The organism is Glutamicibacter sp. BW77 (genome assembly GCF_002332285.1).
Classification (GTDB): Bacteria; Actinomycetota; Actinomycetes; order Actinomycetales; family Micrococcaceae; genus Glutamicibacter; species Glutamicibacter bergerei.
Genome location: NZ_NRGT01000057.1, coordinates 135,171 through 159,561, shown reverse-complemented (window position 1 = coordinate 159,561; position 24,391 = coordinate 135,171). Strand labels below are relative to the sequence as shown.

The 24,391-nt window shown below is 59.9% G+C and carries 19 protein-coding genes; 5 read left to right on the top strand and 14 right to left on the bottom strand.

Going from position 1 to position 24,391, the window contains the following annotated elements:
- Window positions 1-102: 102 nt before the first annotated feature.
- Window positions 103-1,017 carry a LysR substrate-binding domain-containing protein gene (locus CIK74_RS09075; protein ID WP_096255734.1) on the bottom strand — a complete coding sequence of 305 codons (915 nt, stop codon included), beginning with the start codon at window positions 1,015-1,017 and terminating at the stop codon, window positions 103-105.
- A 260-nt stretch (window positions 1,018-1,277) separates the two neighbouring features.
- On the opposite strand from CIK74_RS09075, the gene CIK74_RS09070 reads away from it, so the two are divergent.
- A complete protein-coding gene (locus CIK74_RS09070; RefSeq protein ID WP_096255733.1) occupies window positions 1,278-4,799 on the top strand; it encodes a bifunctional proline dehydrogenase/L-glutamate gamma-semialdehyde dehydrogenase in 3,522 nt (1,173 codons plus the stop codon).
- Between the two features lie 107 nt (window positions 4,800-4,906).
- On the opposite strand, the gene CIK74_RS09065 is transcribed toward CIK74_RS09070, so the two are convergent.
- From CIK74_RS09065 to CIK74_RS09015, 11 genes are all read right to left on the bottom strand, one after another.
- Window positions 4,907-5,992, bottom strand: a complete 1,086-nt coding sequence (locus tag CIK74_RS09065; RefSeq protein ID WP_096255731.1) for a peptidase C39 family protein — start codon at window positions 5,990-5,992, stop codon at window positions 4,907-4,909.
- Between the two features lie 50 nt (window positions 5,993-6,042).
- Window positions 6,043-8,184, bottom strand: a complete 2,142-nt coding sequence (locus CIK74_RS09060; protein ID WP_096255730.1) for an iron ABC transporter permease — start codon at window positions 8,182-8,184, stop codon at window positions 6,043-6,045.
- Window positions 8,185-8,197: 13 nt separating this feature from the next.
- Window positions 8,198-9,265 (bottom strand): iron-siderophore ABC transporter substrate-binding protein, encoded by a 1,068-nt coding sequence (locus CIK74_RS09055; protein WP_096255728.1) that lies wholly within the window; start codon window positions 9,263-9,265, stop codon window positions 8,198-8,200.
- Between the two features lie 45 nt (window positions 9,266-9,310).
- Window positions 9,311-10,108 carry an ABC transporter ATP-binding protein gene (locus CIK74_RS09050; protein ID WP_240520505.1) on the bottom strand — a complete coding sequence of 266 codons (798 nt, stop codon included), beginning with the start codon at window positions 10,106-10,108 and terminating at the stop codon, window positions 9,311-9,313.
- A 162-nt stretch (window positions 10,109-10,270) separates the two neighbouring features.
- Window positions 10,271-11,104 carry an AraC family transcriptional regulator gene (locus CIK74_RS09045; RefSeq protein ID WP_096255724.1) on the bottom strand — a complete coding sequence of 278 codons (834 nt, stop codon included), beginning with the start codon at window positions 11,102-11,104 and terminating at the stop codon, window positions 10,271-10,273.
- An 87-nt stretch (window positions 11,105-11,191) separates the two neighbouring features.
- Window positions 11,192-11,668 (bottom strand): GNAT family N-acetyltransferase, encoded by a 477-nt coding sequence (locus CIK74_RS09040; protein WP_096255723.1) that lies wholly within the window; start codon window positions 11,666-11,668, stop codon window positions 11,192-11,194.
- Between the two features lie 202 nt (window positions 11,669-11,870).
- The gene (locus CIK74_RS09035; protein WP_096255721.1) at window positions 11,871-12,473 is read right to left on the bottom strand and encodes a hypothetical protein; all 603 of its coding nucleotides are present in this window, start codon (window positions 12,471-12,473) and stop codon (window positions 11,871-11,873) included.
- Between the two features lie 68 nt (window positions 12,474-12,541).
- The gene (locus tag CIK74_RS09030; protein ID WP_096255719.1) at window positions 12,542-13,714 is read right to left on the bottom strand and encodes an ABC transporter permease; all 1,173 of its coding nucleotides are present in this window, start codon (window positions 13,712-13,714) and stop codon (window positions 12,542-12,544) included.
- The gene (locus CIK74_RS09025; protein WP_096255717.1) at window positions 13,711-14,592 is read right to left on the bottom strand and encodes an ATP-binding cassette domain-containing protein; all 882 of its coding nucleotides are present in this window, start codon (window positions 14,590-14,592) and stop codon (window positions 13,711-13,713) included. The genes CIK74_RS09030 and CIK74_RS09025 overlap by 4 nt, the downstream gene beginning before the upstream one ends.
- 86 nt (window positions 14,593-14,678) lie before the next feature.
- Entirely contained in the window at window positions 14,679-15,338 is a 660-nt protein-coding gene (locus CIK74_RS09020) for a response regulator transcription factor (RefSeq protein ID WP_096255715.1), read from the bottom strand.
- Window positions 15,335-16,699 carry a histidine kinase gene (locus CIK74_RS09015; protein ID WP_096255713.1) on the bottom strand — a complete coding sequence of 455 codons (1,365 nt, stop codon included), beginning with the start codon at window positions 16,697-16,699 and terminating at the stop codon, window positions 15,335-15,337. Before CIK74_RS09015 ends, CIK74_RS09020 begins: the two co-directional genes overlap by 4 nt.
- A 161-nt stretch (window positions 16,700-16,860) precedes the next feature.
- Here CIK74_RS09015 and CIK74_RS09010 point away from each other — a divergent pair, with 161 nt between their 5' ends.
- Window positions 16,861-17,412 (top strand): acyl-CoA thioesterase, encoded by a 552-nt coding sequence (locus tag CIK74_RS09010; protein ID WP_096255711.1) that lies wholly within the window; start codon window positions 16,861-16,863, stop codon window positions 17,410-17,412.
- A gap of 3 nt (window positions 17,413-17,415) precedes the next feature.
- Here CIK74_RS09010 and CIK74_RS09005 read toward each other — a convergent pair whose 3' ends face one another.
- A complete protein-coding gene (locus CIK74_RS09005) occupies window positions 17,416-18,027 on the bottom strand; it encodes a phosphoribosylanthranilate isomerase (RefSeq protein ID WP_096255710.1) in 612 nt (203 codons plus the stop codon).
- Window positions 18,024-19,025, bottom strand: a complete 1,002-nt coding sequence (locus tag CIK74_RS09000; protein WP_096255708.1) for an acyl-CoA thioesterase — start codon at window positions 19,023-19,025, stop codon at window positions 18,024-18,026. The genes CIK74_RS09005 and CIK74_RS09000 overlap by 4 nt, the downstream gene beginning before the upstream one ends.
- A gap of 71 nt (window positions 19,026-19,096) precedes the next feature.
- Here CIK74_RS09000 and CIK74_RS08995 point away from each other — a divergent pair, with 71 nt between their 5' ends.
- Genes CIK74_RS08995 through CIK74_RS08985 form a run of 3 tightly spaced genes read left to right on the top strand, consistent with a single transcriptional unit; the run spans window position 19,097 to window position 24,389 of the window.
- Window positions 19,097-20,830 (top strand): ATP-binding cassette domain-containing protein, encoded by a 1,734-nt coding sequence (locus CIK74_RS08995; RefSeq protein ID WP_096255706.1) that lies wholly within the window; start codon window positions 19,097-19,099, stop codon window positions 20,828-20,830.
- A complete protein-coding gene (locus tag CIK74_RS08990) occupies window positions 20,827-22,593 on the top strand; it encodes an ABC transporter ATP-binding protein (RefSeq protein ID WP_096255704.1) in 1,767 nt (588 codons plus the stop codon). The genes CIK74_RS08995 and CIK74_RS08990 overlap by 4 nt, the downstream gene beginning before the upstream one ends.
- A 32-nt stretch (window positions 22,594-22,625) precedes the next feature.
- On the top strand, window positions 22,626-24,389 hold the full coding sequence (locus CIK74_RS08985) for an FMN-binding glutamate synthase family protein (RefSeq protein ID WP_096255703.1): 1,764 nt from the start codon (window positions 22,626-22,628) through the stop codon (window positions 24,387-24,389).
- Window positions 24,390-24,391: the final 2 nt, after the last annotated feature.

The following is a 24,391-nucleotide window of genomic DNA, read 5'->3' as shown; positions in this document are numbered from 1 at the left end:
CACTTAAATTCCCGTTTGTCTCGGTGACCTACTTCGCTCGTGATCGTTTTGTGACCTTAGGAACACTACCGAACTACCCGGCAGAAGCAGAATCGAGTTTTCTTAGGCAGACTGGTTTTTTAGCTGTTCGTGCACCAAGGTACGCACCGCCGCAATGGAGGGGGAGCGCGCTGAAGAGTGGCGCATGGCGGTAAAAATAGTGCGCACCGGGGCGTTGTCTAGATCTACGAAGCGCAGCTGTCGCTCGAACTGTGTCCAGACCAAATCGGGCAGCAAGGCCACCGCGGTGCCGGTTTCCACCAGGGTGACATGTGCCTGAAGATCTGCCGTTTCGTAACGCACGTCGGGCTCAAAACCGGCCATTCGGCAGGACTGTTCCGCCCAGTGACGACTCGCGGCTCCCGGGGGTTCCATCACCCAGGGAAGGGTGGCCGCCTCGGTTAGCGAAGTGACGCGATCAAAATCGGTATTGCCCTCACCGCCGAGCAGTGGAAGAGCTAAACGAATCGGATCATGGGCTAGATGACGGCGATCTAAGGACTCAAAGATCGGGGCGGCGTGACCTTGATACTGTTCGGCAATCACTAGATCAAAGTTCCGCGCACTGGTTTCATGCAGTGCTTCCTCCGGCTCATGCTGGGTCATTTCCACGCGCAGATGTGGGTGCAGATCATGAAGTTTGCGCAATACCGGAGGCATGACCGCGAGCATTGCGGTCTGGAATACTGCCAGTCGCACGGTCCCCGAGACACTGGACATGGTCGCTGCCAGATCTGCTTCGGCGCGTTCCATGGAACCCAATAATTCTTCGGTGTGCGCCACCAGAACTTGGGCCTGTGGGGTGAGTGCCAGCTTGCGTCCATTGCGGCGCAAGAGCTCGACTCCGGCCTCTTCTTCGAGCTGACTCAATTGCTGGGAAACCGAGGAAGGGGAGTAGCTCAGTACGTCCGCCACCTCGGCTATCGTTCCGCGAATACTTAGCTCCCTGAGTAGACGTAATCTTCGCAGTTCAAGCATGGGTTCAACTCCGGTCTCTACGCGGTACCTTGAGGGTGCAAAAGGGGTGATTTAAGCACCTGTCAATACATTAGCAAACCCGAAGTGAAACGTTCGGTTTTGTTCACTTTTGCTTAAGCAAAGTTAGGGTCATACTCGAATTGCACACAGCATTTTCGCGGCCAACTATCCGGTGATTCCGTAAGCTCGTCAGCCATCACGAAATTCGCGTTCGGTGTATCTAATCCAAGTACGCATCGCATCGAAGGGACCGACACAACATGTCATCCTCTATCACCACCGCACGAACCGTCGCACCGGCGGTCGACTCGGCAGGCAACCCCCTGACCCTTCCGGCAGAACTTGCAGACGAGACTATTAAACTAGTCCGCCACTGGCTGACCGAAGCCTCCACCTTCCCTATCGATGCCTCCGCAGCCCGGCTGGCCGGAGTACTCAAGGACCCTAAGGGCCTGGACTTCACCGTCGGGTTTGTTGATGGTGTCATCCGCCCCGAAGATCTAAAGGTCGCCGCGGGCAACCTGAAGAAGCTGGCACCGATGGTGCCAAGCTTCCTGCCTTGGTACATGCGCAAGGCCGTCGCGCTAGGCGGCGCCATGGCACCGGTACTGCCATCGATCGTTGTCCCTATCGCGCGCCGTGTGCTGCGCGAAATGGTGGGACACCTGATCATTGACGCCTCGGATCACAAGCTAGGCGGCGCGATCTCCAAGATCAAGCGCGACGGCGTCAACCTGAACGTCAACCTACTCGGCGAGGCAATCCTCGGCCAGGGCGAAGCAACCCGTCGCCTAGATGGCACCACCAAGCTTTTGAGCCGCGATGACGTGGACTACGTCTCGATCAAGGTCTCTTCCACCGTCGCCCCACATAACCACTGGGCCTTCGACGAAGCGGTGGAGCACATTGTCGAAAAGCTGCGTCCACTCTACGAGCTGGCAAATAAGGCAGCAAAGAAGAAGTTCATCAACCTGGATATGGAAGAGTTTAAGGACCTGGAGCTGACCATCGCGGTCTTCACCAAGATCCTGTCGCTGCCCGAGTTCAAGGCACTGCCCGCCGGCATCGTATTGCAGGCCTATCTACCCGACGCACTGGGCGCGATGATTGAACTTCAAGAATTCTCCGCAGCCCGTGTGGCGCAGGGCGGAGCACCTATTAAGGTGCGCGTAGTAAAGGGCGCTAACCTGCCCATGGAAATCATGGAGGCAGACATCCACGGCTGGCCGCTAGCCACCTGGCACTCCAAGCAGGACACCGACACCAGCTACAAGTCGGTGCTCGAATACGCACTGCGCCCAGGCCACGTGGAGAACGTGCGCATCGGCATTGCAGGACACAACCTATTCGACATCGCACTAGCTTGGCTACTGGCCAAGGCACGCGACGTCAAGCACGGTATCGAGTTTGAAATGCTGCTGGGCATGGCCACCGGTCAGGCCGAAGCGGTACGCCGCGACGTAGGCGAACTGTTGTTGTACACCCCGGTAGTGCACCCGGCAGAATTCGACGTGGCCATCGCCTACCTGATCCGTCGCCTCGAAGAGGGCGCCAGCCAGGAAAACTTCATGTCCGCGGTCTTCGAGCTAGAGAAGAACGAGGAACTTTTTGAGCGCGAGAAGAACCGCTTCCTGACCTCGCTAGAAAACTTGGCCGATGTGGTTCCGGCTTCGCACCGCGTACAGAACCGTCAGGAGTCGGACCCGGCACTGACCGAGGTAGTCGTTGGGTTCGCCGACGGATCCACCAGCTTCTTCAACACCCCAGATACCGATCCGGATCTAAACGTGAACCGTAGCTGGGGACGCGAAATCCTCTCCAAGATGCAGGATTCGAAGCTCGGCAAGGATCTGGTTGCGGCCAACACCCTGCATTCGGCCAGCGAAATGGATGAGGCCATCGCGATGGGCGTTGACGCCTCGGCTGATTGGCAGGCCTTGGGTGCTGCGGCCCGCGCCGAAATTCTGCACCGCGCAGGACTGCTCTTCGAAGAGCGCCGCGCGATGCTGCTTGAGGTGCTCGGTTCGGAATGCGGAAAGAACATCGACCAGGGTGACGTGGAAATCTCCGAGGCGATCGACTTCGCGCACTACTACGCACAGCGTGGTCTGGAACTAGACACCGTTGATGGCGCCACCTTTGTGCCTTCGAAGCTGACCGTGGTCACCCCGCCGTGGAACTTCCCGATGGCGATCCCTGCCGGGTCGACCATGTCCGCACTGGCCGCCGGCTCCGCGGTGATCATCAAGCCTGCCACCTTGGCCTCACGCATTGGTGCGGTGATGGTGCAGACCCTATGGGACGCCGGAGTGCCCAAGGACGTCTTGCAGCTGGTCTTCGCCGGCAACCGCGACCTGGGGACCCAGTTGATCTCCGATGAGCGCGTGGACCGTCTGATCCTCACCGGTGGTTACGAAACAGCAGAACTCTTCCGTTCCTTCCGCAAGGACCTGCCGCTGCTGGCCGAAACCTCGGGCAAAAACGCCATCATCGTCACCCCGCACGCGGACCTGGACCTAGCCGCACGCGACGTGGTCGCCTCGGCCTTCGGACACGCAGGACAGAAATGCTCGGCCGCCTCACTGGTAGTACTCGTTGGCTCCGTGGCAGATTCACGGCGCTTCAACAGCCAGCTGATCGACGCGGTGAAGTCACTGAAGGTCGGCTACCCGTGGAATCCAGAATCCCAGATGGGCCCGCTGATCGATGAGCCAGGCGAAAAGCTGAAGCGCGGTTTGACCACCCTGGGCGCCGGGGAGCGTTGGGCCGTGGAGCCAAAGCAGCTTGATGAGTCGGGCAAGCTCTACTCGCCGGGCGTACGTTACGGGGTCAAGCGTGGCAGCGAATACCACCTGACCGAATACTTCGGCCCAATCCTTGGTGTGATGACCGCACCGACCCTGGAAGAGGCCGTGGAGCTGGTCAACGAGGTCGACTTCGGGTTGACTTCCGGCTTGCACTCGCTGGACCGTGACGAGTTGGCCTACTGGATGGAAAACATCCAGGCCGGCAACATTTACGTGAACCGCGGCATCACCGGCGCAATCGTGCAGCGTCAGCCATTTGGCGGTTGGAAGAAGTCGGCCATCGGCGCCGGCACCAAGGCCGGCGGCCCGAACTACCTGATCGGTATGGGCAGCTGGGCCGACGCACCGGTGCGCGACACCGCTGCACTGTCCGTCTTTGACGAACGACTACTGAACGCCGCGGAGCTTTCCGAGGCCGATGAGGCTTGGCTGCGCGACGCGCTGGGTAGTGACAAGCTGTGGTGGAATCAGGAATTTAACCAGGCTAAGGACCGCTCGGGTCTGGTCGCGGAACGCAATATCTTCCGCTACAAGCCGGTAGATGTCACCGTACGCTTCGAAGCCGCAACCAGCGAACACGGTGTGGCCGAGGCGCTGCGTGTGGTCGCGGCCGGAGTCACCGCAGGATCCCGCGTGCTGCTTTCCAGCGAGTTGGAACTGCCACGTGGAGTGCGCAACCTGCTGGCCGAACACTCGGTGACCGTGGTTGATGAGGACACGAACGCTTTCGCTGCCCGGGCTGCTCGCCTGGCCGCGAAGACCGGACCGGCCTCTTCGTCACGAATCCGTTTGATCGGCGGATCGGTGAAGGCGCTGGCCGAGGCTACCGATGGCAAGCCGGATGTGGCGATCTACGCCTCGCCGGTCACCGGCGCCGGACGCGTGGAAATGCTGCCATTCCTGCACGAGCAGGCCGTGTCGATTACCGCGCACCGCTTCGGTACGCCGAACCACCTCAGCGATGAACTGATCTAGTACACCGCTAATTTATCGCGCATAGACCGTGGGCCGGTCCGCACCTCTTCTGAGGTTCGGACCGGCCCGCGGTTTTTGCGGTTTCAGACCCGAAACTCGATGGCCCATCAGTTAGCCAGGATAAGCGCAGCGCGATAACCATCTGTCTCAAGACAAGACATGGCATCTAATTCTTGTCCGGTGATGGGAAGGCAGGTCGCATCCACCCAGCTCTCCCCGCTATCAGCATCAATCCACGAATCATCGATGATGATCACCGCATGTTCCTTGGAACCGGCCGTCCCATGGCACAAGATCCAGTGCGGGACGTCGTAGCCGAGCATCTGCTTCAGCGACACCAGCAGCAGCACCCGGTCACCGTTAGCCACCGCTTCTTTGATCTCTGAGATCGCCAGCCGCGTAGCAGTCACCGGCAGGCCGGTCACCTTCGCCCGGCGGTGCGATTCGGCTTGGAGGATGCCGCGCCAGCCGTGTTCGGCCTCGGGATAATAGTCAACCATTACTGGCTTATCGGTATCCAAGGACACCCGGACCGAACTGTCTGGCCAACGCTCTGCGATGGCCAGACCGAGCCCCACTGGTTCACAGGCCATGAAGTTGGTCGCTTGACGCCACAACAGCAACTCCGCGGTGCGCAGTTGATCCAGCGCGGCGATGCTGGTGGTTTCCCCGTGCGCGGCCAGGGCGGCAACCGCCGCGCAGGTGAAGTTCTCGCTTTGCTGGTAGTGCGCGGTGCGCAGGTAGCTGGCCGAATGTATCCAGTGCACGTAGCCTGCTGGTGGAGTTGAGACTGAAGCTTGTGTGGCACAGCGCGGGGCGGGCAGCGCCTGGAAACCGGTTCGCTCGGCCAGGGCGGCTAGCCGCGGATCTTGGGTCCAGGTCTCCCATTTCACGCAGGCTAGGTCTTGACCCCGGGCGTAGTCCAGCACCGCGCGGATGGTATCTTCGCGTGTTGCTGCGTCGCGGGCGAGAAGCCCTGCGATCTTCACGTAGGCTGCCGCCGAACGAGCGGTGAGCAACGCGGCACCGACTATTACTGCATCGGAAAACTGGATCGTCAACAGCCGGGTGTTGGCAGCCGGAATTTCGGGTTCCCACGGACCAGTCATCGAACCCAGATGCTTCAGTTGCGCCGGATGGTAATCCGGGTCGAAGTCTTGGATCCTCGCGCGAAGAGCAGGGTGATGTGTCATGGGAGACTTTCGGTTCGGTGGGGACCTGGTACCAGGTCCTTGCCTAGCAACTAGGCGCGGGAGCGGTAGAGCAACCAGATGAAGTACGGGGCGCCTAGGAGGGAAACGATCAACCCGGCGGGGATCTGTGCCGGCGCGATCACGCTACGGCCCAGCGTATCGGCCAGGCAGACCAACAATGCTCCGAACACCATGGACACCGGAATCACCCGGTGATGGCGGGCTCCCACCAGCGACCGGGCCAGATGCGGGGCGATGAGTCCGACGAAACCAACCACACCCACTGCCACCACGCTGAGCGCTGCAAGCAGCGCTGCAATTGACAGTGCGATCAGCCGGGTGCGGGCCGTCTTGATGCCCAGTACCCGGGGCAGGTCCTCGTCGATGGCCAGCACGTCGAGCTTGCGGCCCATGAGCAGCACGACCGGAAGGCTGAGTGCCAGCATCACCACCACCGGCATCACGTCCGTGAACTGACGGCCATAGGTTGAGCCAGAGAGCCACGTGTAGATGCGCGGGGTTTCCCACGAGTTGATGCTCAGCAGCAGGTAGGTGGTGACTGCGGAAAGGGTGTAGCCAGCGCCGATGCCGATCAGCACAAAGCGTTCCGGGGAGAAACCCCGACGCCAGGCCAGCGCGGTGATGGCGGCGAACGTGGTTAGCGAGGCTATGACCGCAAAAAGCACCAGCAGCGAGCGTGAACCGCCAAAGGCGGTGACCACTATGGCCGCGCCCAGCCCGGCGCCCGCGGTGATGCCCAGGATGCCCGGTTCGGCCAGCGGATTGCGCACGGTGCCCTGTACCAGACAACCAGCTAGGCCCAGTGCGGCTCCGGCGCCCAGCGCCGCAATGGTCCGTGGTGCCCGTTCGGAGAAAGCGCGGGCGAAGAGTTTGGGCGCATCATCCTGGAACCACAAGGCCAGGTCTCCCAGCTTCAGGAACATGCTCCCGGCCAAAAGGCCCAGAATCACCGCTCCGAGCAGCAAAATGAGGCCCAGCGCCATGGTGAGCATGAACCGGCGGCGGCTACGCAGTTTGCTTGCCACCTGTAAGGGGTTGCGGGCGCTGGAAGCTTCGGGCAGTCGCATCGCTAGGATGATGATCAGCACCCCGCCCAGAATCGCGGTGGGGACGCCGGTGGGGATGGATGCCGCGCCTTGGGCGCCTAACAAGGACCGAAGGACCACATCGGCCAGCAGGATCAGTAGCGCACCGATTAATCCGGTGGCTGGAAGCAAAAATAGTTGGCGGCGCAACACCGTCAGTCGACGTGAGAGCAGTCGGGCGAGCACCGGGGCGCCGAGGCCTACAAAGGCGATGGGTCCGGCCAGCGAAACGGAGACGCCGGTGAGCACCACGGCGCACAGCACGGCTAGGGTGCGCGTTGAACGAACGGGAATGCCGAGTACCGCAGCGCTTTCATCGCCCAGCGAGAGCACATCCAAACGGCGACAGAGCAAGAGGCAGATAAGCAAGACCACGAGGATCACTGGGAGGCTGCGTAAAAAAGCATCCAGGTTCAGCTGGGATAGTGAGCCTGAGCCCCAGGCGTAGAGTCCGGTGGTGTTTTCCTTGAAGAGCAGCAAGATGATGCCGCTGCCGGCTTCCAAAGCCATCGCGATGGCTGAGCCGGCGAGGATCAACCGGGTCGTGGCGGTCCCTGCACTGCGCCCGGAGATAGCCAATACGACCCCGGCGGCGAGCAGTCCGCCGGCGAAGGCCAGGGTGCTCGATGCCAAGGTGGACAGGCTCAGGCCCAAGGCGGCGGCCACGCTCAGCGCGAAGTACGCTCCGGAAGTGACGGCCAAGGTGTCCGGTGAGGCCAACGGATTGCGGGTAACCGATTGGAGCAGGGATCCGGCGACTCCCAAAGCCAAACCTACCGCGGCCCCCGCGCAGAGTCGTGGCATCCGGGAGCCGGTGAAGATCTCGGCGACCCCTACGCCGCCAATCCGGGTGTTCTCCCCGAGCAAAGCGCCTATAAGTTCCCCCATCCCTACCCCGGAGGTTCCTTGGGTCAGATGCCAGGCGCCAACCAGCAGCACTGCTGCTGCCAAGACGGTTAACAGGCCTAGACCTGCTACGATGCGAGTGCCGGTGGCCGGCACGAAAGAACTTTCCGTGCCGGCCACGCAGACGCTCACGTCACCGGCAGCTGGCCGCTGGTCTGCGGATTTTTCAGCGATAATCATCTTTAGCGGTGGACTACTTGGCTTCCGAAGCGGAGGTCAACGCATCGGTGAAAGCATCGACGGCCTGGCTGGTGGACTTCGGTCCACCAGCACCCCAGATGTTCGGGAACTGGAAGGTCCGGCCTTCCTTGACTGCACTGAGGTTCTTCCAGATCTCGCTGGATGTCAGTTCGGAAGTCCAGCCAGTTCCTGCGTCGTTGGAGTAGAACAGGTTGGCTTCGCCGACACCGGCCAGGCCTTCCACATCGGTTTGGGCTAGGCCATATTCCTTGTTCACTCCGCCGGAGCCGAAGGACTTGTTGACGTCGTCGCTCCAAGCCGGGGTCAAGCCCAGTTCTTTACCGAGCTCGGTGAACAGCGCACCGTCGGTGTAGGGGCGGATGGTCAGGTTGGAGCCGTCAACCCACCCGTCGAAGAACAGGAAGTCAGTGGTTTCCATCTTCACCTCGGCAACCTCCTGCTTCTTCTCCGCCAGGTGGGCATCAAATTCGTTGAGCACTGCGGTAGCGCGCTCGGTGCGGCCGGTAGCCTCGGCGACCTGCGAGAAGACGTTCTTCATGTTGCCAATGGGATTTGATGAGTCGTTGCCCTTGACCGCAAGAACTGGAACGTCTCCCTTATCAAGCTGCGTTAGCACAGGGTCTTGGTCGCTAAAGGCATCCACGATGATCAGATCGGGGTCTAATGCGTAGATCGAATCCAGATCTGGTTCGCCGCGTTCGCCCACCGAAGCAACACCTTCTGGAAGTTGCTCTGCAGTGACGTAGGTGGTGTATCCATCGGGGGAGGCGACGCCGACCGGGGTGACGCACAAGGTGAGTGCGTCTTCAACTTCCTGCCATTCGAGCACGACCACGCGCTCGGCTGGCTTATCCAGTTCCAGTGTGCGGCCCAGATCATCGGTCATCGAGACCGGGTCGGTGCTCGTGGCGGTGGTGTCATCCGCGCAGTCTGCAGAGGCCGCGGAAGGGCTCTGTGCGGCGGCAGATCCGGAGGTGTCGGTGGTGCCGCAAGCGGTGGCCGTGAATAGCAGGGCGAGGGCGGCCACGGAAGTGACGACGCTACGAGCGAGTGTAGACATAGGTTTTCCCTTGTTAATGTGTGTTTCGGTGGTCAGAAGTGGTGGTCAGCTTTGCCGGTGACGGCTGACCGGTTCGATACGCAGCAATCCGGTCTGCTGATCGGTGTGGACCTGCACGGTGATCTCATAGACCTCTGAGAGGTTCTCGGCGGTGAGGACCTCGGCGGGAGTTCCCGTGGCGTGCACCCGACCGTGCTTCATCAGCACCAGCCGGTCCGCCAGCATGGCGGCCTGGTTTAAGTCATGGAGCACAATGCCGATGGCCAGCCGATTTTCACGGGCCAGGTCGTGGACCAGGTCCAGGGTCTCGACTTGGTATCTCAAGTCCAGATGGTTGGTAGGTTCGTCGAGCAGCACCACGTTGGTTTGCTGTGCTAGACACACCGCTAGCCAAACACGCTGAAGTTCTCCGCCAGAAAGCTCCCCGGCCGCCTTCTGCGCCATCGCTGATGTGCCGGTCAGCTCCATGGCCCAAGAAATAGCTGCGTGATCCGTCTCGGATAGTCCGGCGAATCTGCGCCGATACGGGTGGCGGCCGAAGGCGACGATATCTGCCACCGCCAAGCCTTCCGGGGTGGCGTGGGACTGAGCAAAGAGTGTGACTTCGTGGGCGAATTCTCGTCCGTTCAGCGTACTGATTTCGCGGGGCTCCGAGTGGGATCCGATGAGGGTGATAACCCCTGCGGCTCGCTCGTGCAACCTTGCCATGGAACGCAGCAGTGTCGATTTTCCACTGCCATTGGGTCCAATGAGCGCGGTGACTTCACCCGGGGATAACCTGATGGAGGCGCCGTCGACCACGGTGCTTTTGCCATAGCGCAGCACCACCTCGTGGGCGTGCATGCTTCCGGCCCCAGCGGGAGCTGATCCGGCTGCTATGCCTGGCATGAGCACTGGGTGGACTGATTACGTCCGGTTTTGATAATGATTTTCACTTAGGTAAGTCTAAGTTAACTAGTCATTGTCAGCAATCGCTGATTTCTGACATCCAATCAGGTTTTCCGGTCACTTCTTTGAGCTAACCATGGTGAAGGCCCCGGGTGTGGAGCCCATGATGCGCCGAAATGCGTCGATAAAAGTACTCGGCTGAGCGTAGCCTAACAAGTCAGCCACGTCCTGGACTCCTTCACCAGCGGCCAGCAGCTCCAGTGCGCGATGAACTTTCACCGCTTGGCGCCACTGGGCAAAGGACAGGCCCGTCGCTTCGCGATAGGCGCGGGTGATGGTGCGTGCGCTGATCCCAGTGTCCACTGCCCATTGCTCAAGGGGTCGATTATCCGCCGGGTTGGCCAATAACTGGTTTGCAATGCCACTGATCCTCGGGTCATCGGGCAGACGCAGCGCCAATTGGTGAGCGGACGGTTTGAGCACGTCAAAAACGACGGCCTCCGCACGCGCTCTGGCTTCTTGGCTCAGTTCACGACGAGAGAGGTGGATCAACAGCGACTCAAGCAATGGTTCCATGCGGATCACCGTCGGGACCCTGAACTCGGTGGTGGTTCGTTCGGGAGCGAAGAAGGCGCTATATAGCTTTATGTGTGCTGTCAGCCGTCCACCGTGGAGCATCTTGGCTGGAATCCACAGGCCGTAACCCTCGGAGACGGTAAAGATCTGTCCCTCAATTTGTGCGGTGAGCGTCCCCTCCTGTGCCCACAAGAGCTCATGGGCCAAGTGCGAATGCGGCTCCCATTCCGTGGATACCTCAATGTCGTGCGCTTCGCTCAAGATCACGAATGAAGAAGATGCGCCAAGGGGTAGCTCGGTTGCTCGCACCAAGGAGGTGTCCGGCTCGCGGGACCAAGTGCCAAGCCCGATAACCGGTGCGGGAGTATGGGTCATGCTAGAAGTATAGAAAGTTATCGACATGACGCGGACCGCGCCACGGGTCGGTAAGAACCTGATCAGCGTTCCACTGCATAAACATGGTTAACCCAGCATGTAGTGCTCAAGCTCTTCATCGCGTTTCTCCAGCTTGAAGCCTCGCTTGACGAGCAACCTGGCGGAGGCAGCATTTCCCGGAGCAACCCGGGCGCTAAGTTTCGTGATTCCGAAGGCCCTAGGAACTATGACCAAAGCACTATCGAGCATTGCTCCGCCGATTCCTCGTCCCCATTGATCTGCCGATACCCAGTAGCCGAGCTCCCCACAGGTTTCCTGGCGGGTGCAAAACACGATACCCACGGCTTCGTTTGCCTCAGTTGCTACGAACCAGCGTGATGCGCCCACAAGGTCCAGCGGTTCTTCTTCAAGGGCTTCGCGAACGCAGGCGGTGATAGTTTGCCGATCCCACGGTTGCCCATAGCCAATAAAACGAACTACTCGTTCGTCCGTGGCCAGCGCGGCAAAGAACTCGGCATCTGCATTCGTGAAGGGAAGCAGGGTGATTGAGGAAGGAAGCAACATCCCGAGCCTTTTGATGTCGAAGAATTAAACTACTTATGAAAACAAAAACTATCCCAAAGTGCCAAATCAGCACCTACGCTGCTGCTTCTGTGACCTGAGGTGGCAATACTGCCAGCAACAACCATAAGACTCGATTTAACTTGATTACCGCAGGAGTAGCCCACGTCCAGGGGCTAGGTAACGCACACCCAGCAACGGGGACCTAGGATTTTGCCGATTGCTTCTTTGCTTGGCGTCCGCCGCTGTAGCGGGCGGCCAGCGCGTCGGCGACAACCGCAAGCCAGGCCGGCAAGATGTAGCGCGCCATGGTGGCGAGCATGAAGGTGGTCAGGGTTCCATCGGCTGCCTGTGCGGTGCTCAGCGCGAGAAAGCCGAAGCCCAGTGCGGCGGCCAGCCCGGTGATCCAGCCGGCCAGCCGGCGCGGGCGCAGGATAAACCAGCCGGTGAGGGTGACTAGCGGCAAGATGAGCCCGAGGGTGTGGAAGTAACCGGTGTAGGCCCCGGTGAGATCCAGTGCCGAGACGAAGAACCAGTCCCCGTATTCAACGCTGCCTAAGACCGGGAGTTTGAGCAGCACGTCCAGTAGCACGCTGAGCAGGATGATCCCGATGCCGAAGATTTTGGCAGTGCGGGTGATGGGCAGCAGCCAGAAGCTGGCAAGCACCAGGCAGCGCAGCACCCAGAGGCACAGCACCACCAGGGTGGAGGAGCCAAGAACCAGGTGCGTCATGGCCAGCGCGGTGTTGCCGGCCAGACCCAGGAGTACCGCAAACCAGATGAAAATGGACACTGCTGACAGTTGCATGCGGGGCTTGTTCTCGTTCACCGGATCAAGTGTAGTCAGCGCGGCTGTGTACTAGCTATATTGGCGGTTTAGAGTTCCAGCTTCAGCGCCTTGCGGATGCTCAGCGCCCCACCGGTGTGCATCACCGCACGGCGGTAGATGCGTTCGGCGAACAGGATGGTGAACCAGCAGGTAGCCAGCGTGATGACCAGTGAGATGAGCGGTTCGACTAGGGAGACTTCACCGCCGAGCAAGCGGATCGGCATCGCCACGGAAGAGACGATCGGCACGTAGGAGGCGATGACCAAAAAGCCACCCTTCGCGTAGATCCCGATGAACAGCACCGCCATCAGCACGCCGACTACCGGCCCGGAGGATTGCTGTAGGTCCTCGGTGCGGCTGGCTAATGCGCCGAGCGTCGCCCAGATGCCAGCTAATACCAGGAACCCGCCGAGGAAGAAGACCACAAACCAGCCAGCCACTTGCGAGACGACTCCAAGGAACGGGATCTGGACCGGGGACAGATAGGCGGCGAGCAGCCCGACCGCGAGGAAGAGCAACAGCTGGGCCAGCGCGAGAATCACGTTACCCAGGATTTTTCCTGCAAGCAGCTGGCGCAGGTTGATCGCCGAGGCGAGGATCTCCACCACCCGGTTTTGTTTTTCTTCGATCACAGAGTTGGCAATGGGCATGCCGAAGATGATTGCGGACATGTAGAACAAGAAAGAGAAGAGGAACGCCATGGCCTGGATCATTGAGGAACGTTCGGCGTCCCCGCGCATTTGGGTGACCTCCAGCGCGTCATCGCCGGGCAGCTGATCTGCGTTCAGCCCAGCCGAAGTGAGCAATTGCGCGGTCAACACCTTTTCGGTGGCCTCGCGCAGCGCCCCTTGTAGTTTCCCCGGAACTTCATCAGATCCGGTGAGCATGAATTTATTTGCTGAGTTCTGGCTCAGCGTGGCATCAATCTGACCAGCATCTAATTGCGCGGTGGCAGCATCGGCGGGTAGCTGTTCGACGTTGATTTTCAGTTGTTCTTCGGCGTCGGAAGCTGCTTGGTTGAGCACGGTGAGGCTGACCTGATCCGTGGCGGCCACCGTAAATTGTGTGGTGCGTGTGGCGAGAAATCCGGTCACGGCGATCGAACCGATGATCAGCAATAGTGTCACCAGGGTGGAAATGATGAATGCCTTGTCCCGCAGCTTGGTTTCCACCTCGCGCAGGGTGACGATCAGCCAGGGGTGAGTAGTTTGGGTGCTCATGCGATGATCTCCCGATAGATATCTGCCAGTGCCGGGCGGTGCACGGCAAATTCTGTGACGTTGCCGCGGGACAGTGCGTGGGCCAGAACCCGTTGGGAGTCGGCAACGGTGGCGAAGCTGACCAGTGCATTGGAACCCGACAGGTCGATGACCTCTACTCCGGGTTCGGTGCGCAGCCAGCCGGCATCTGCGCCTAAGGAAAGTTGGTAACGGGAGGTGTGGGCCGCTCGTAGGTCCTCGGCGGAGGCATTGGCGCGGATCTTGCCGTCCTGGATAATCACCAAATGATCAACCAGGGTGTCCAGCAGATCTAGTTGATGTGAAGAGAAAAGCACCGGGACGCCGCGTGTGGCATAGTCGGCCAGAATTGAACTCATCGCGTCCACAGCCAGTGGGTCCAAGCCACTAAAAGGTTCATCGAGCACCAGCACGTCGGGTTCGTGCAGCAACGCGGCGGCCACCTGAACACGCTGCTGGTTGCCCAGCGAAAGTGATTCGAGTTTCGACTTGGCGCGGTGCTCCAGCCCGAAGCGGGAGAGCAGTTCCATGGCGCGCTTGCGGGCTGTGGCCCGCGATAAGGAATGCAGTTGGCCCAGATAAATCAGCTGGTCGATGATCGGTTGTTTGGGGTACAGCCCGCGTTCTTCGGGCATGTAGCCGAAGCTTGGCCGGGTGGGCGCCGACAGTGTTTTCCCATCCAGGCTCACGTGCCCGGAGTTCGCCGAGAGCAAGCCCATGATGATGCGCATGGTGGTGGTTTTGCCGGCCCCGTTGGCACCGACAAATCCGGTCAGTGCGCCGCGTGGCACCGCAAAGCTGACCTCATCTAACACCTTAGTGCCGGAAAAAGAGCGGCTGATCTGGTGGAGTTCGAGCATGGGCGGGGCCGTCTTTCTGGCATGTGGTCACTGTACTTCCAGCTTAGGCAGGTCGTTGTCCGTCTACGTGAGCCGGAGGGATGAAACTATTGGATGAGCCCGGCACGGTGGGCATAGAGCGCAGCCTGCACCCGGTCGCGCAGGTGCAGTTTGGCTAAAATATTGGACAGGTGTGTTTTCACCGTCGCTTCGGACAGTGAAAGTACCTCGGAGATTTCCTGGTTATTTTTACCTGTGGCCAGCTCGGTGAGCACCTGCAGTTCGCGGGCGGTCAGCGCGCGCAAGGGCGTAAGTTGTGACTGTTCGGCACCGGCAGTGAGGCCCGTACCGGTCTGGCGTTTGATGAGTTTGAGAGTGACTTCAGGGGAGAGCAACCCGTAGCCGGCGTGGATTTGGTGGACTGCGGTGATCAGCAGTTCGGGTTCGGCATTTTTCAGCAGGAATCCGCTGGCGCCGGCATCAAGTGCATCAAAGAGGTAATCTTCGCGGTCAAAGGTAGTGAGCACGATGATTTTGGTGCGTGTAGTCCCGGAAAGTTGGGAGGTGGCTCCGATACCGTCCAGCTGTGGCATCTGAATGTCCATCAGTGCCACGTCTGGGGTGAGTTCGGTGATCAGTGCTACCGCCTCGGCTCCGTTACTGGCCGTGCCGATGACTTCAAGGTCCGGATCTGTTTCTAGGATGAGCTTTAGTGAAGAACGGATCAACGGTTGATCATCACAGATCACCACCGAAATTTTGTTCATGATTCCATCCTATCGGTGGTCTCTGGCAGACGGAGTCGCGCGCGAGTGCGCCAACCGCGTGGGATGCGCGGACCGATTTCTACCAGACCGTGATGCAATGCAGCGCGTTCGCGGATGCCGCGTAAGCCAAAACCACTGCCCGCGGTGTCTGGTCGCGGGGATCCCTGGTCGGTGACCTCAATTTCCACCCAGGTACCTTGCCCGTCGATTCCTGAGCGCAACGCGAGGGTGGCGGTTCGTGCGGTGGAGTGCCGGCGCACATTGGCTAGGGCCTCGCCGCTAATCCGGTACAGGGCCAGCGAGAGTCCCGGGGCTAGAGAGTCAAAGAAACCGCAGCTGTGTTCATCGCGCGAGAGGCTCACCTGTAATCCTTGAGCGGCATTGTCTTGAAGAAGCTGTGAAATTTGGGCAATGGAGGGCTCCGGGTCACGGCTGGAGGGCGTGCCGGTATCGGAATGATCCAGTGGCTGTTCGCGCAGCACGCCGAGCAGCGAGCGGGTTTCTGCCACCGCGCTACGTGCGGAGGATTCGATGCCGCGCATCAACTCGATGGCCTGCGCTGGGTCCCGAGGCTGCACCAATCGTGCGGCGGAAGCTTGCACCCCGACGGAAGCGATGTGGTGGGCGATGACGTCATGTAATTCGCGCGCAATGCGCAGCCGTTCCTCGTTGACCGCACGGGCGGCTAATTCTTCTGCCTGCACGGCGATGCGTGCTGCCTGACTGAGTACTACCGACGTGGAGTAGGAATTTGACCAGCTGGTGAGCCCCAAGAAGATGGCGCCCCCGAAGTAGAGTGCATTGATCACGAAGGAGTAGAGCGGCAGGGCAATATTTTCCGGGATGGAGCCCATCGGGTTCTCCACCATCAGCGTGTTAGTGGCCTCGTATAAATCGCTGGCGAAGAAAGAAATGACCAGCCACACCGCCATGCTCAGCAGAACTAAGCCCATTGCGGTCCACAGCCCGCGGCGGTTGCGCGCCCAGGCGACCGCCGTGTAGAGGCCTAAGAAATAGCCTAATTGCGCACAGAATTGCATGGCTACCGTAGCGGTGGCAGTGGACCCGCCAATCAAAAATGCGGCGGAGCCGATGAGCATCATGGTGATCGGCCAGCGTCTGCGGAACATCAGCGGCAAAATCAGGGCCGCGAGCAGTGCAAAGGCCAGCGGGCGGTCCGCACTTTTGCCCGCCTCGGTCATCGAAAGCACCAATTCCTGCATCAGCAAGGCAAGAACCAAGAAGCCCAGTGCCGAGAAGATATCGCGGCGAAGTGCCGCCGGGCTGGGAGTCTCGCGTTCCCAATCGGGCGGTGGCAACGAGGGGATATGGCGGTGCAGGAGCTGCGAGAGGCGGAGCATGGTCTCTTCCTCTTTCGGGTCTAAGCGGCGAGAATTATCGTCCGCACAGGACTTTACCTGCCCGAGGGTGCCCAATGAATGAGTCTTGCGGATTACATCGTTCGTCGCGGTAAGCGTCAGAGCGCATGGCCAAATAAGTTACCGGACGGTAATGTGATGGCATGCACATGATTTTTCGCATCCTAATGATGCTAGTCCGAAGCAAGAAGGCCTCCAAGATCTCCATGTTCGATTCCGGGTCGGTGCCGATGCGCGCCACCCTCACGGATATCGACTTCGCCGGCCATATCAATAACGGAATGTACTTCTCGATCTTTGATCTGGGCCGCTTCGATCTGATGTTCCGCTCCGGAACCTGGGACGTACTGCGAAAAAATAAGTGGACCCCGGTGGTGCAAGCCGAAACTATGACCTTTAGAAAATCGGTGAAACTGGGAGTGAAATTCACCCAGGAGACACGGGTGTTGGGCATGGACGAGCGTTGCATCTACTTTGAGCAGCACATCGTAGTCAACGGCGAGATTTACGCTCGCGGATACATCGCCACACGGATGACCGGCAAAAAGGGACCGGTGTCGAACGAAGAAATCCTTGCCGCTCTTGGGATCACCCTGCCCGAAGACCGGGTGGTCCCCGAATGGATCACCGCATGGCGTGAAGCAAGCGCGTTGCCTGGAGCCCGCAAGCCGGCACCATTCTCCCTCATCCGTTAGGGCTTAAAGCTGCTGGTGTGCAGCCTTCAAAAACGCGGTGATCAGTGCCGGATCTTTCACTCCGCGCGAGGACTCCACTCCGGAGGAAACATCCGCGCCACTGGCCCCGGACTCGGCGAGCGCCGCCGCGACGTTTGCGACGCTGAGCCCGCCGGCCACTAACCAATTGCGGCCGGCGGCAAGGGTGCGTACCTTGGCATAGTCCCAGCTTTCGCCACTGCCAGGGACCGCGGCGTCAATCAGCAAAAAGTCTTCACCCCAGTGCTCAAAATGCTCTGCTGGTGAGTCCATGCGGACCGCGCGGATGACCTTGAACCCTGCCTCGAGTACCGCGGCCACCTCCGCTGGGGTGCGCGTTCCGTGCAGCTGGATCCATCCAACGCCGGCTTCGCGAGCGCGAGTGATTGCGGTAGTGGTGTCTTCGCTACGAAATACCGCTACGGTGGCGACGCCCGCCGGGACTAATGCGGTTAGGGTGGCAGCGTGTGCGGGGGAAATTTCACGGGCCGAGCCGGTCAGCACAAAACCGAGTGCGTCGGCGCCACCGGCTACAGCCACGGTGACATCGTTAGCGGTAGCGAGTCCGCAGATCTTGACAAAAGCGCGGGTGTTCATCGGGAGGCCTTAGCGGTGGGGTGCTCGTGGCTCAGGTGGGTAGGGGTGTAGCCGCCCGGGGCGTTGGCACGGATTTCAAGCAGTTCACGGGCGTGGTGCCAGAGCCGGGTGTCTTCCTCGGTGACCGGTTCCCACGCCTTCACCGGGACGGCGGTGCCGGAGTCGTCCCGGGCCACCATCACCGTCAGGCAGTAAGTAGTCAGCTCCAGCTGATTTGTTTTTGGGTCCCCGGAGCGCACATGCACCGCGATGTGCATGCCCTTGGTCCCGGTGTAGACCAGCCGGGCTTCCACCTCGACTAGGTCGCCAATGTGCAACGGACGGTAGAAGCGCACCCCGCCGGAGAAGACCGCAACGGTGTCCAATCCGCTGTAGCGGCTGGCGCACAAATCCGCTGCCTCATCGATCCATTTCATCACGATGCCGCCGTGCACCTTGCCGCCCCAGTTCACATCCGTGGGCGCCGCCAAAAAGCGCAGGACCACTCGTTCGGCGGTGCCGGCATCGGTGTAGGACTGGTTTTTCATCGAGGCGACGATGCGCTCACGGATTTCAATGCGCGCCAAGGCATGCTCGCGTAATTCAAGTTCACGTGCTGTGCCCGGGGTAAAGGAAGGTACCGGGGTGGGCTTACCCTGCTCGTCTACCGCTACGAAGATCACCAAGCAGGTGGAGGAGGTGACGGGTTTGCGCTCGCGCGGATCCGAGAAGGAGACCTCGGTGCGAATATGCATGGAACTGCGCCCGGTGTACACCACCGAGGCGGTCACCTCCACCAGATCTCCGGAGTGAATCGGGTCAGCGAAGTGGATGTTACCCACATAGGCAGTCACGCAGTAATTTGCCGACCAGCCCACCGCGGCGGCGTAGGCCGCTTTATCTACCCATTCCAGTACGGTTCCGGCAGCCACGGTCCCGGTGATTCCGGCATCTGTTGGGGCTGCGAGGAAACGCAAGGTGACAGAATGCGGGTGGTTGGCCGTTGGCGGAGTAGTCATTTAGCTAGTTTCCCTTCTCTGGGCGGTGGTTGCCAACCTATGACGCGTGGCTTTCGTCCTAGGATGGAGGAGTGCGTAGGATCTTTGGAATTTTTTCGGCATCCACCGCGGCGGTGGTCTGCCTAGGGTTACTCTCGGCCGTTGGCACCGTGGGACTTGCGGTGCTCATCGGTCGCGCCATTGATTTATTTCACGCAGGGCAGGAATTAGACCTCGGCTGGTACCTGGCTGCGGTCCATGAACTGTTACTGGTAGCGCTGGCCACGTTATTAACCCCGGTGCTCATCGCACGGTCGGCGCGTAAGCTCACCGCTTTAGAACGTCACCGCTTGGTTCGCCACTACATGGACATCGGCCCGCTGGCGGTACGCCGTTTAGGGGAGGGCGAACTGGTAGATGCCGCAATGGACGCGGTAGACCGGTCGGTACGTTTCCGTACCGGGTTTATTGGCCCGGCTATTTGCGCGGTGGCCACCCCGGTGTTGGTGCTCATTTCTATTATGTTATTTATTGACCCGCTCAGCGCCGGACTACTGTTGATCCCCACCGCGCTGGTACCGCCGATTGTGTTGGGGTTTCAAAAGCTGTTCCGTGGTTCATCGGGAGAATACCGCCGGGCCCAAGGATTACTTTCGGCAACTTTTATCGATGCCTTACGTTCGCTGAACATGCTCAAACTCAACGGCGGTGCCGCGTGGATGGGGCAGCGCATTGGTCTGGCCAGTGAAAAAGTACGCTTGCAGGTGATGAAGTTGCTGGCCCGAAACCAGCTGGTGTTACTGGTCATCGACGCGAGCTTCGCGGTGCTCCTATTGGCTACCGCGGCACTGCTGGCTTGGTGGCGAGTTGGCGCCCAGGCAATCACCATTGGCGAGGGAGTCTCGCTGATTCTGCTCAGCTTCTTGATGCTGGCCCCGGTCAATTATGTGGGTAGCTTCTTCTATATCGGCATGACCGGTCGCGCGGCGGAAGAAAAAATCGCGTCCGTCATGGAAACTCCGTGGCACCGTTCCTCGGCTAACCCACTGTCTGTCAACCTGCGCGAGGACACCCTCCAGTTAGAAGATTTGGGTGCCGGTTATGAGGGATATCCCGAAGCGCTACACCAATTGAACTTTAGTTTCCCGCCCGGTTCGAAGACCGCGATCATCGGCGCCTCGGGCAGTGGCAAAACGACGTTACTGCGAGTATTACAGGGCCAGTTGGAGACAAGCGCAGGAATTATCCACGAGGGTCACCAAGCTCTCGGCCCCGCCACCTTGCGGTCCAACACTGCGGTAGTTGAACAGGCAGCGACTCTCTTTGGGCTCAGCGTGCGCGACAACCTGCTCTTCGCAGATCAACAGGCCAACGACAAAAAGCTGACTGAACTTATCGAACGTGTCGGACTGACAGATTGGTTTAAGCAGCTACCTGCGGGGCTGGACACGGTACTCGGCGAGGGTGGGGCCACGTTATCAGGAGGCCAAGCACAACGTTTGGCGATTGCCCGCGCCTTATCGGCCGAACGTCCGATCCTCTTATTGGATGAACCGACCAGTTCGTTGGACGTTAAGACCGAGGCGCAGGTGCTGACCACCTTGCGCGAGGTAGCAGCGGATCTGACGGTTATTACCGTCACCCACCGGTTGGCTTTGCTCGCCGATTATGATCAGGTGCTGGTCCTAGATCACGGACGGATCGTGCAGGCCGGGGCGCGCACCGAACTGCTGGACCACGAGGGATATTTGAAACGGGCCATGGAGAATTTCACCGACCGTGTGCACTCACTTGGCGGACGGCAAGGACCGGGGGAGAAATCATGAGCAAGCAACAAAAACTTCCGGGCTCCCTAGCCAGTTCCCGCTGGCTGATCTCCCACACCTTAGACCTGTTGCCGCCCTTGGCGCTCGCCAGCCTACTTGCCTGTCTTAACCGCTTGGTCGCCTTGGGCATTTACTTGCTCGCCGGGGTGGGACTGGTACAGGTGATTGGCCTGGAACTTCCCGGACCCTCATCCCGAGTACCTATTGGGCTACTTATTGTGGCCATTATCTTTGCAGGCTTATTAAAAGGCGGGCTACGCTACGCAGAACAATACGTAGGGCATAAGGTAGCTTTCCTTGCACTGTCCCGGCTGCGTTCAACGATGTATGAGGCTTTCGCGAAGCAGGCGCCCTTTACCGCGGCTACTAAGAGTTCTGGATCGTTGCTGGCCAAAGCCACCGGAGATATCGACAAGGTAGAAGTGTTCTTCGCCCATACGCTGCCACCGGCGGTGGCAGCAGTGGTGGTTAGCGCCACGGTGAGTTGGTGGACCTACCTCAACTTTGGCAGCACACCAGCGCTCATCCTGCTCAGCGGGTATGTGATCGTTGGACTTCTCCTACCGATGATCGGAGTGCCAACCCTGCGACGCGCCGCTAGCTCGGCGGCGACCTCGCGTGGCAAGCAAAACCAGCTTGTGATGGAATCTCTGGCAGGCGTTGAGGTGCTTCACGCCTTCGATGCCGGGGAACAGATGATCAAACGTTTGGCTATCACCGCTAGCGCCGACGCGGCGCAGGGGAACAGGGCAGGCTGGGTCACCGGACTACGTGCGGCACTAAGCCAAATAGTCACCTGGGGTAGCGCGCTCGCTCTGGTGCTCGCATCCGAAACCACGCTGTCAGCAACCATCATTTTAGTGGTCATCGCGGTGCCCTCCTATGATTCTGTGCGCACGGTTGACGGCTTTGTCCTCGGGCTTCAAGATTCCCTAGCCAGCGCTCGCCGACTGTTCGCGACCGCCAGTGCCCCACCGGTGGTGGCCGAACAGCGAGGCTCCGTGCCACTGCCACACACCGGAACACTGAGCGTGCAAAACCTGAGCGTGTTCCACGACCAACGTCAGGTGGTGGAGGGCGTTGATTTCAGCATTTCACCTGGTGAGCTGCTGACAGTTGTTGGCGCCTCGGGCTCGGGGAAGTCCTCGATTGCTGCAGCTTTAGTCCGCGCACTGAAAAGCAACGGAACGCTGAGTTTGGGCGAGGTACAGCTGGACATGGTTCCGTTAGCGGAACTTCGCTCACGCATTGTCTTGGTCTCGCAAGAAGCGGTGATGGTTCGCGGGAGTATCCGTGAAAATCTTGTGTTGGGTGCCGAGGGGATTACCGATGAGGAACTGCGCTCGGTCATCAACGAACTAGGACTGGGCCCTTGGCTTAGGGCCCAGCGCGATGGGTTAGACACCCGGCTAGCCGATCGTTCTTCGAGTCTGTCCGGGGGACAACGTCAACGTTTAGCTCTGGCACGTGCGCTGGTGCGCCACCCGGCAGTATTGATCATGGACGAATCGACCAGCGCACTGGATGCGGACAGTGAACAGCTGGTGCTTAATGCGATTAATGAGCGGCGCGGATATGGCATGGGTGTGCTCATGATTAGTCACCGGTTAGCCACCGTCCGGGAGGCTAACACCGTGATGGTGCTTGATGCGGGGAAGATTGTCGAGTCCGGGACACCGCAGGCGTTACTTGCCGATACCAGCGGGGTGTTCTATTCCATGGTGGTGCGAGAAAACGATCGGATTACTGCCGAATCACCCTGACAGCTTTCCTTTCTCGTACTAGTGTCGAGTACATGATGCGAATAGTCGTGATTCTGTTTTTGTTCGTGCTGGCGGCCGGGTTTGTGCTTACCGCGCTGCTTGCAGGGACATCGGGCAACTGGGTGTGGTGGATCCTGGTGGCGCTGACCGTGGTGCTGTTGGCGGTGGGGATCAGGGACGTCACCCAGAAACGGCATGCGATTTTACGCAACTTCCCGATTCTGGGCCATGCACGATACCTCTTTGAGTTCATCCGCCCGGAAATCCAGCAGTACTTCATCGAACGCAATACCGACGGCACCCCCTACAACAGGGATACCCGCTCGATGATCTACGCCCGCGCTAAAGGCGTCGACAGCCACAAGGCGTTTGGCACCGAGCTGCAGGTCAATGAGGTGGGCCACGAGTACCTGCTGCATTCCAGCGCGCCGGTGGCTCCGGTTACCGATCAGCATAGGGTCCGCATCGGATCAAGCCAGTGCACCCAACCCTATGAGATGTCCTTGCTGAATATCTCCTCGATGAGTTTTGGCTCCTTATCCGCAAACGCGGTGCTGGCGATGAACAAGGGCGCGGCCATGGGGGACTTCGTCCACGAAACCGGCGAGGGTGGATTAACCAAATACCATCTGGAACACGGTGCGGACCTGTTCTGGGAAATTGGTTCGGGATACTTCGGCTGCCGTACCCCCGAGGGACGTTTTGACGCCGAAACCTTTGCGCAGAAGGCCAATCTCCCACAGGTTAAGGGCATCACCATCAAGATGTCCCAGGGGGCAAAACCCGGGCTGGGCGGAGTGCTCCCGGCGGCGAAGGTCACCGCAGAAATTTCCGAGGCCAGGCAGGTCCCGATGGGCCAGGACTGCATCTCTCCGGCAAGCCACCCGGAATTCTCCACTCCCCGGGAACTGATGGGCTTTGTGGCGCAGTTGCGTGAACTGGCCCAGGGCAAACCCATCGGAATCAAGTTCTGCGTAGGCTCACGCACCGATGTCATGGCGATCTGCAAGGGCATGATCGAAACCGGTGTGCTGGTTGACTTCATTACCGTGGACGGCGCCGAAGGCGGCACCGGTGCCGCGCCGCTGGAATACGAAGACCATGTGGGCACCCCGCTGACCGAAGGGCTGATGCTGGTGCATAACGTGCTCGTCGGGGCCGGGCTGCGCACCGAGATCCGTTTGGCGGCCGCCGGCAAGGTGGCCAACGGCTCGGACATTGTTAAGCGAATGATCCAGGGCGCAGACTTCACCTTTGCCGCGCGCTCCATGATGATGGCCACCGGCTGCATCCAGGCGCAAAAATGCCATACGAACCACTGCCCGGTCGGTGTGGCCACGCAGAATAAGCGCCTGCAACGCGCCATTGACGTGGAAGACAAGGGCCACCGCGTGTACAACTACCACCGGTTGACGGTGTCCGAAGCGGCGCAGATCATGGCCTCCATGGGGCTTCAAAGCCCAGATCAGCTGAACACCCGGATGCTGCGGCGCCGCGTGAATCTGCAGTCCACACGTTCCTACGCCTCGCTGTTCCACTGGCTGGAACCCGGAGAACTACTGAACGATGCTCCACCGTCGTGGAAGGAAGACTGGGAAGAAGCAGACGCGGACCACTTCGGGGAGCACGCGGCAATCCGTTATGGTAAACCGCATAGCGTGGCACTGAAACGAGTGGACCGGGTCAGTGATCCGCACGATGATACTAAGGCTCCGCGCATCGATGCGAAAAATTCGATCAAGATCGAACCGCTGCCGCACGACGTGACCCGGCCCGAGGGCAAGCCGGGGTCCTGATA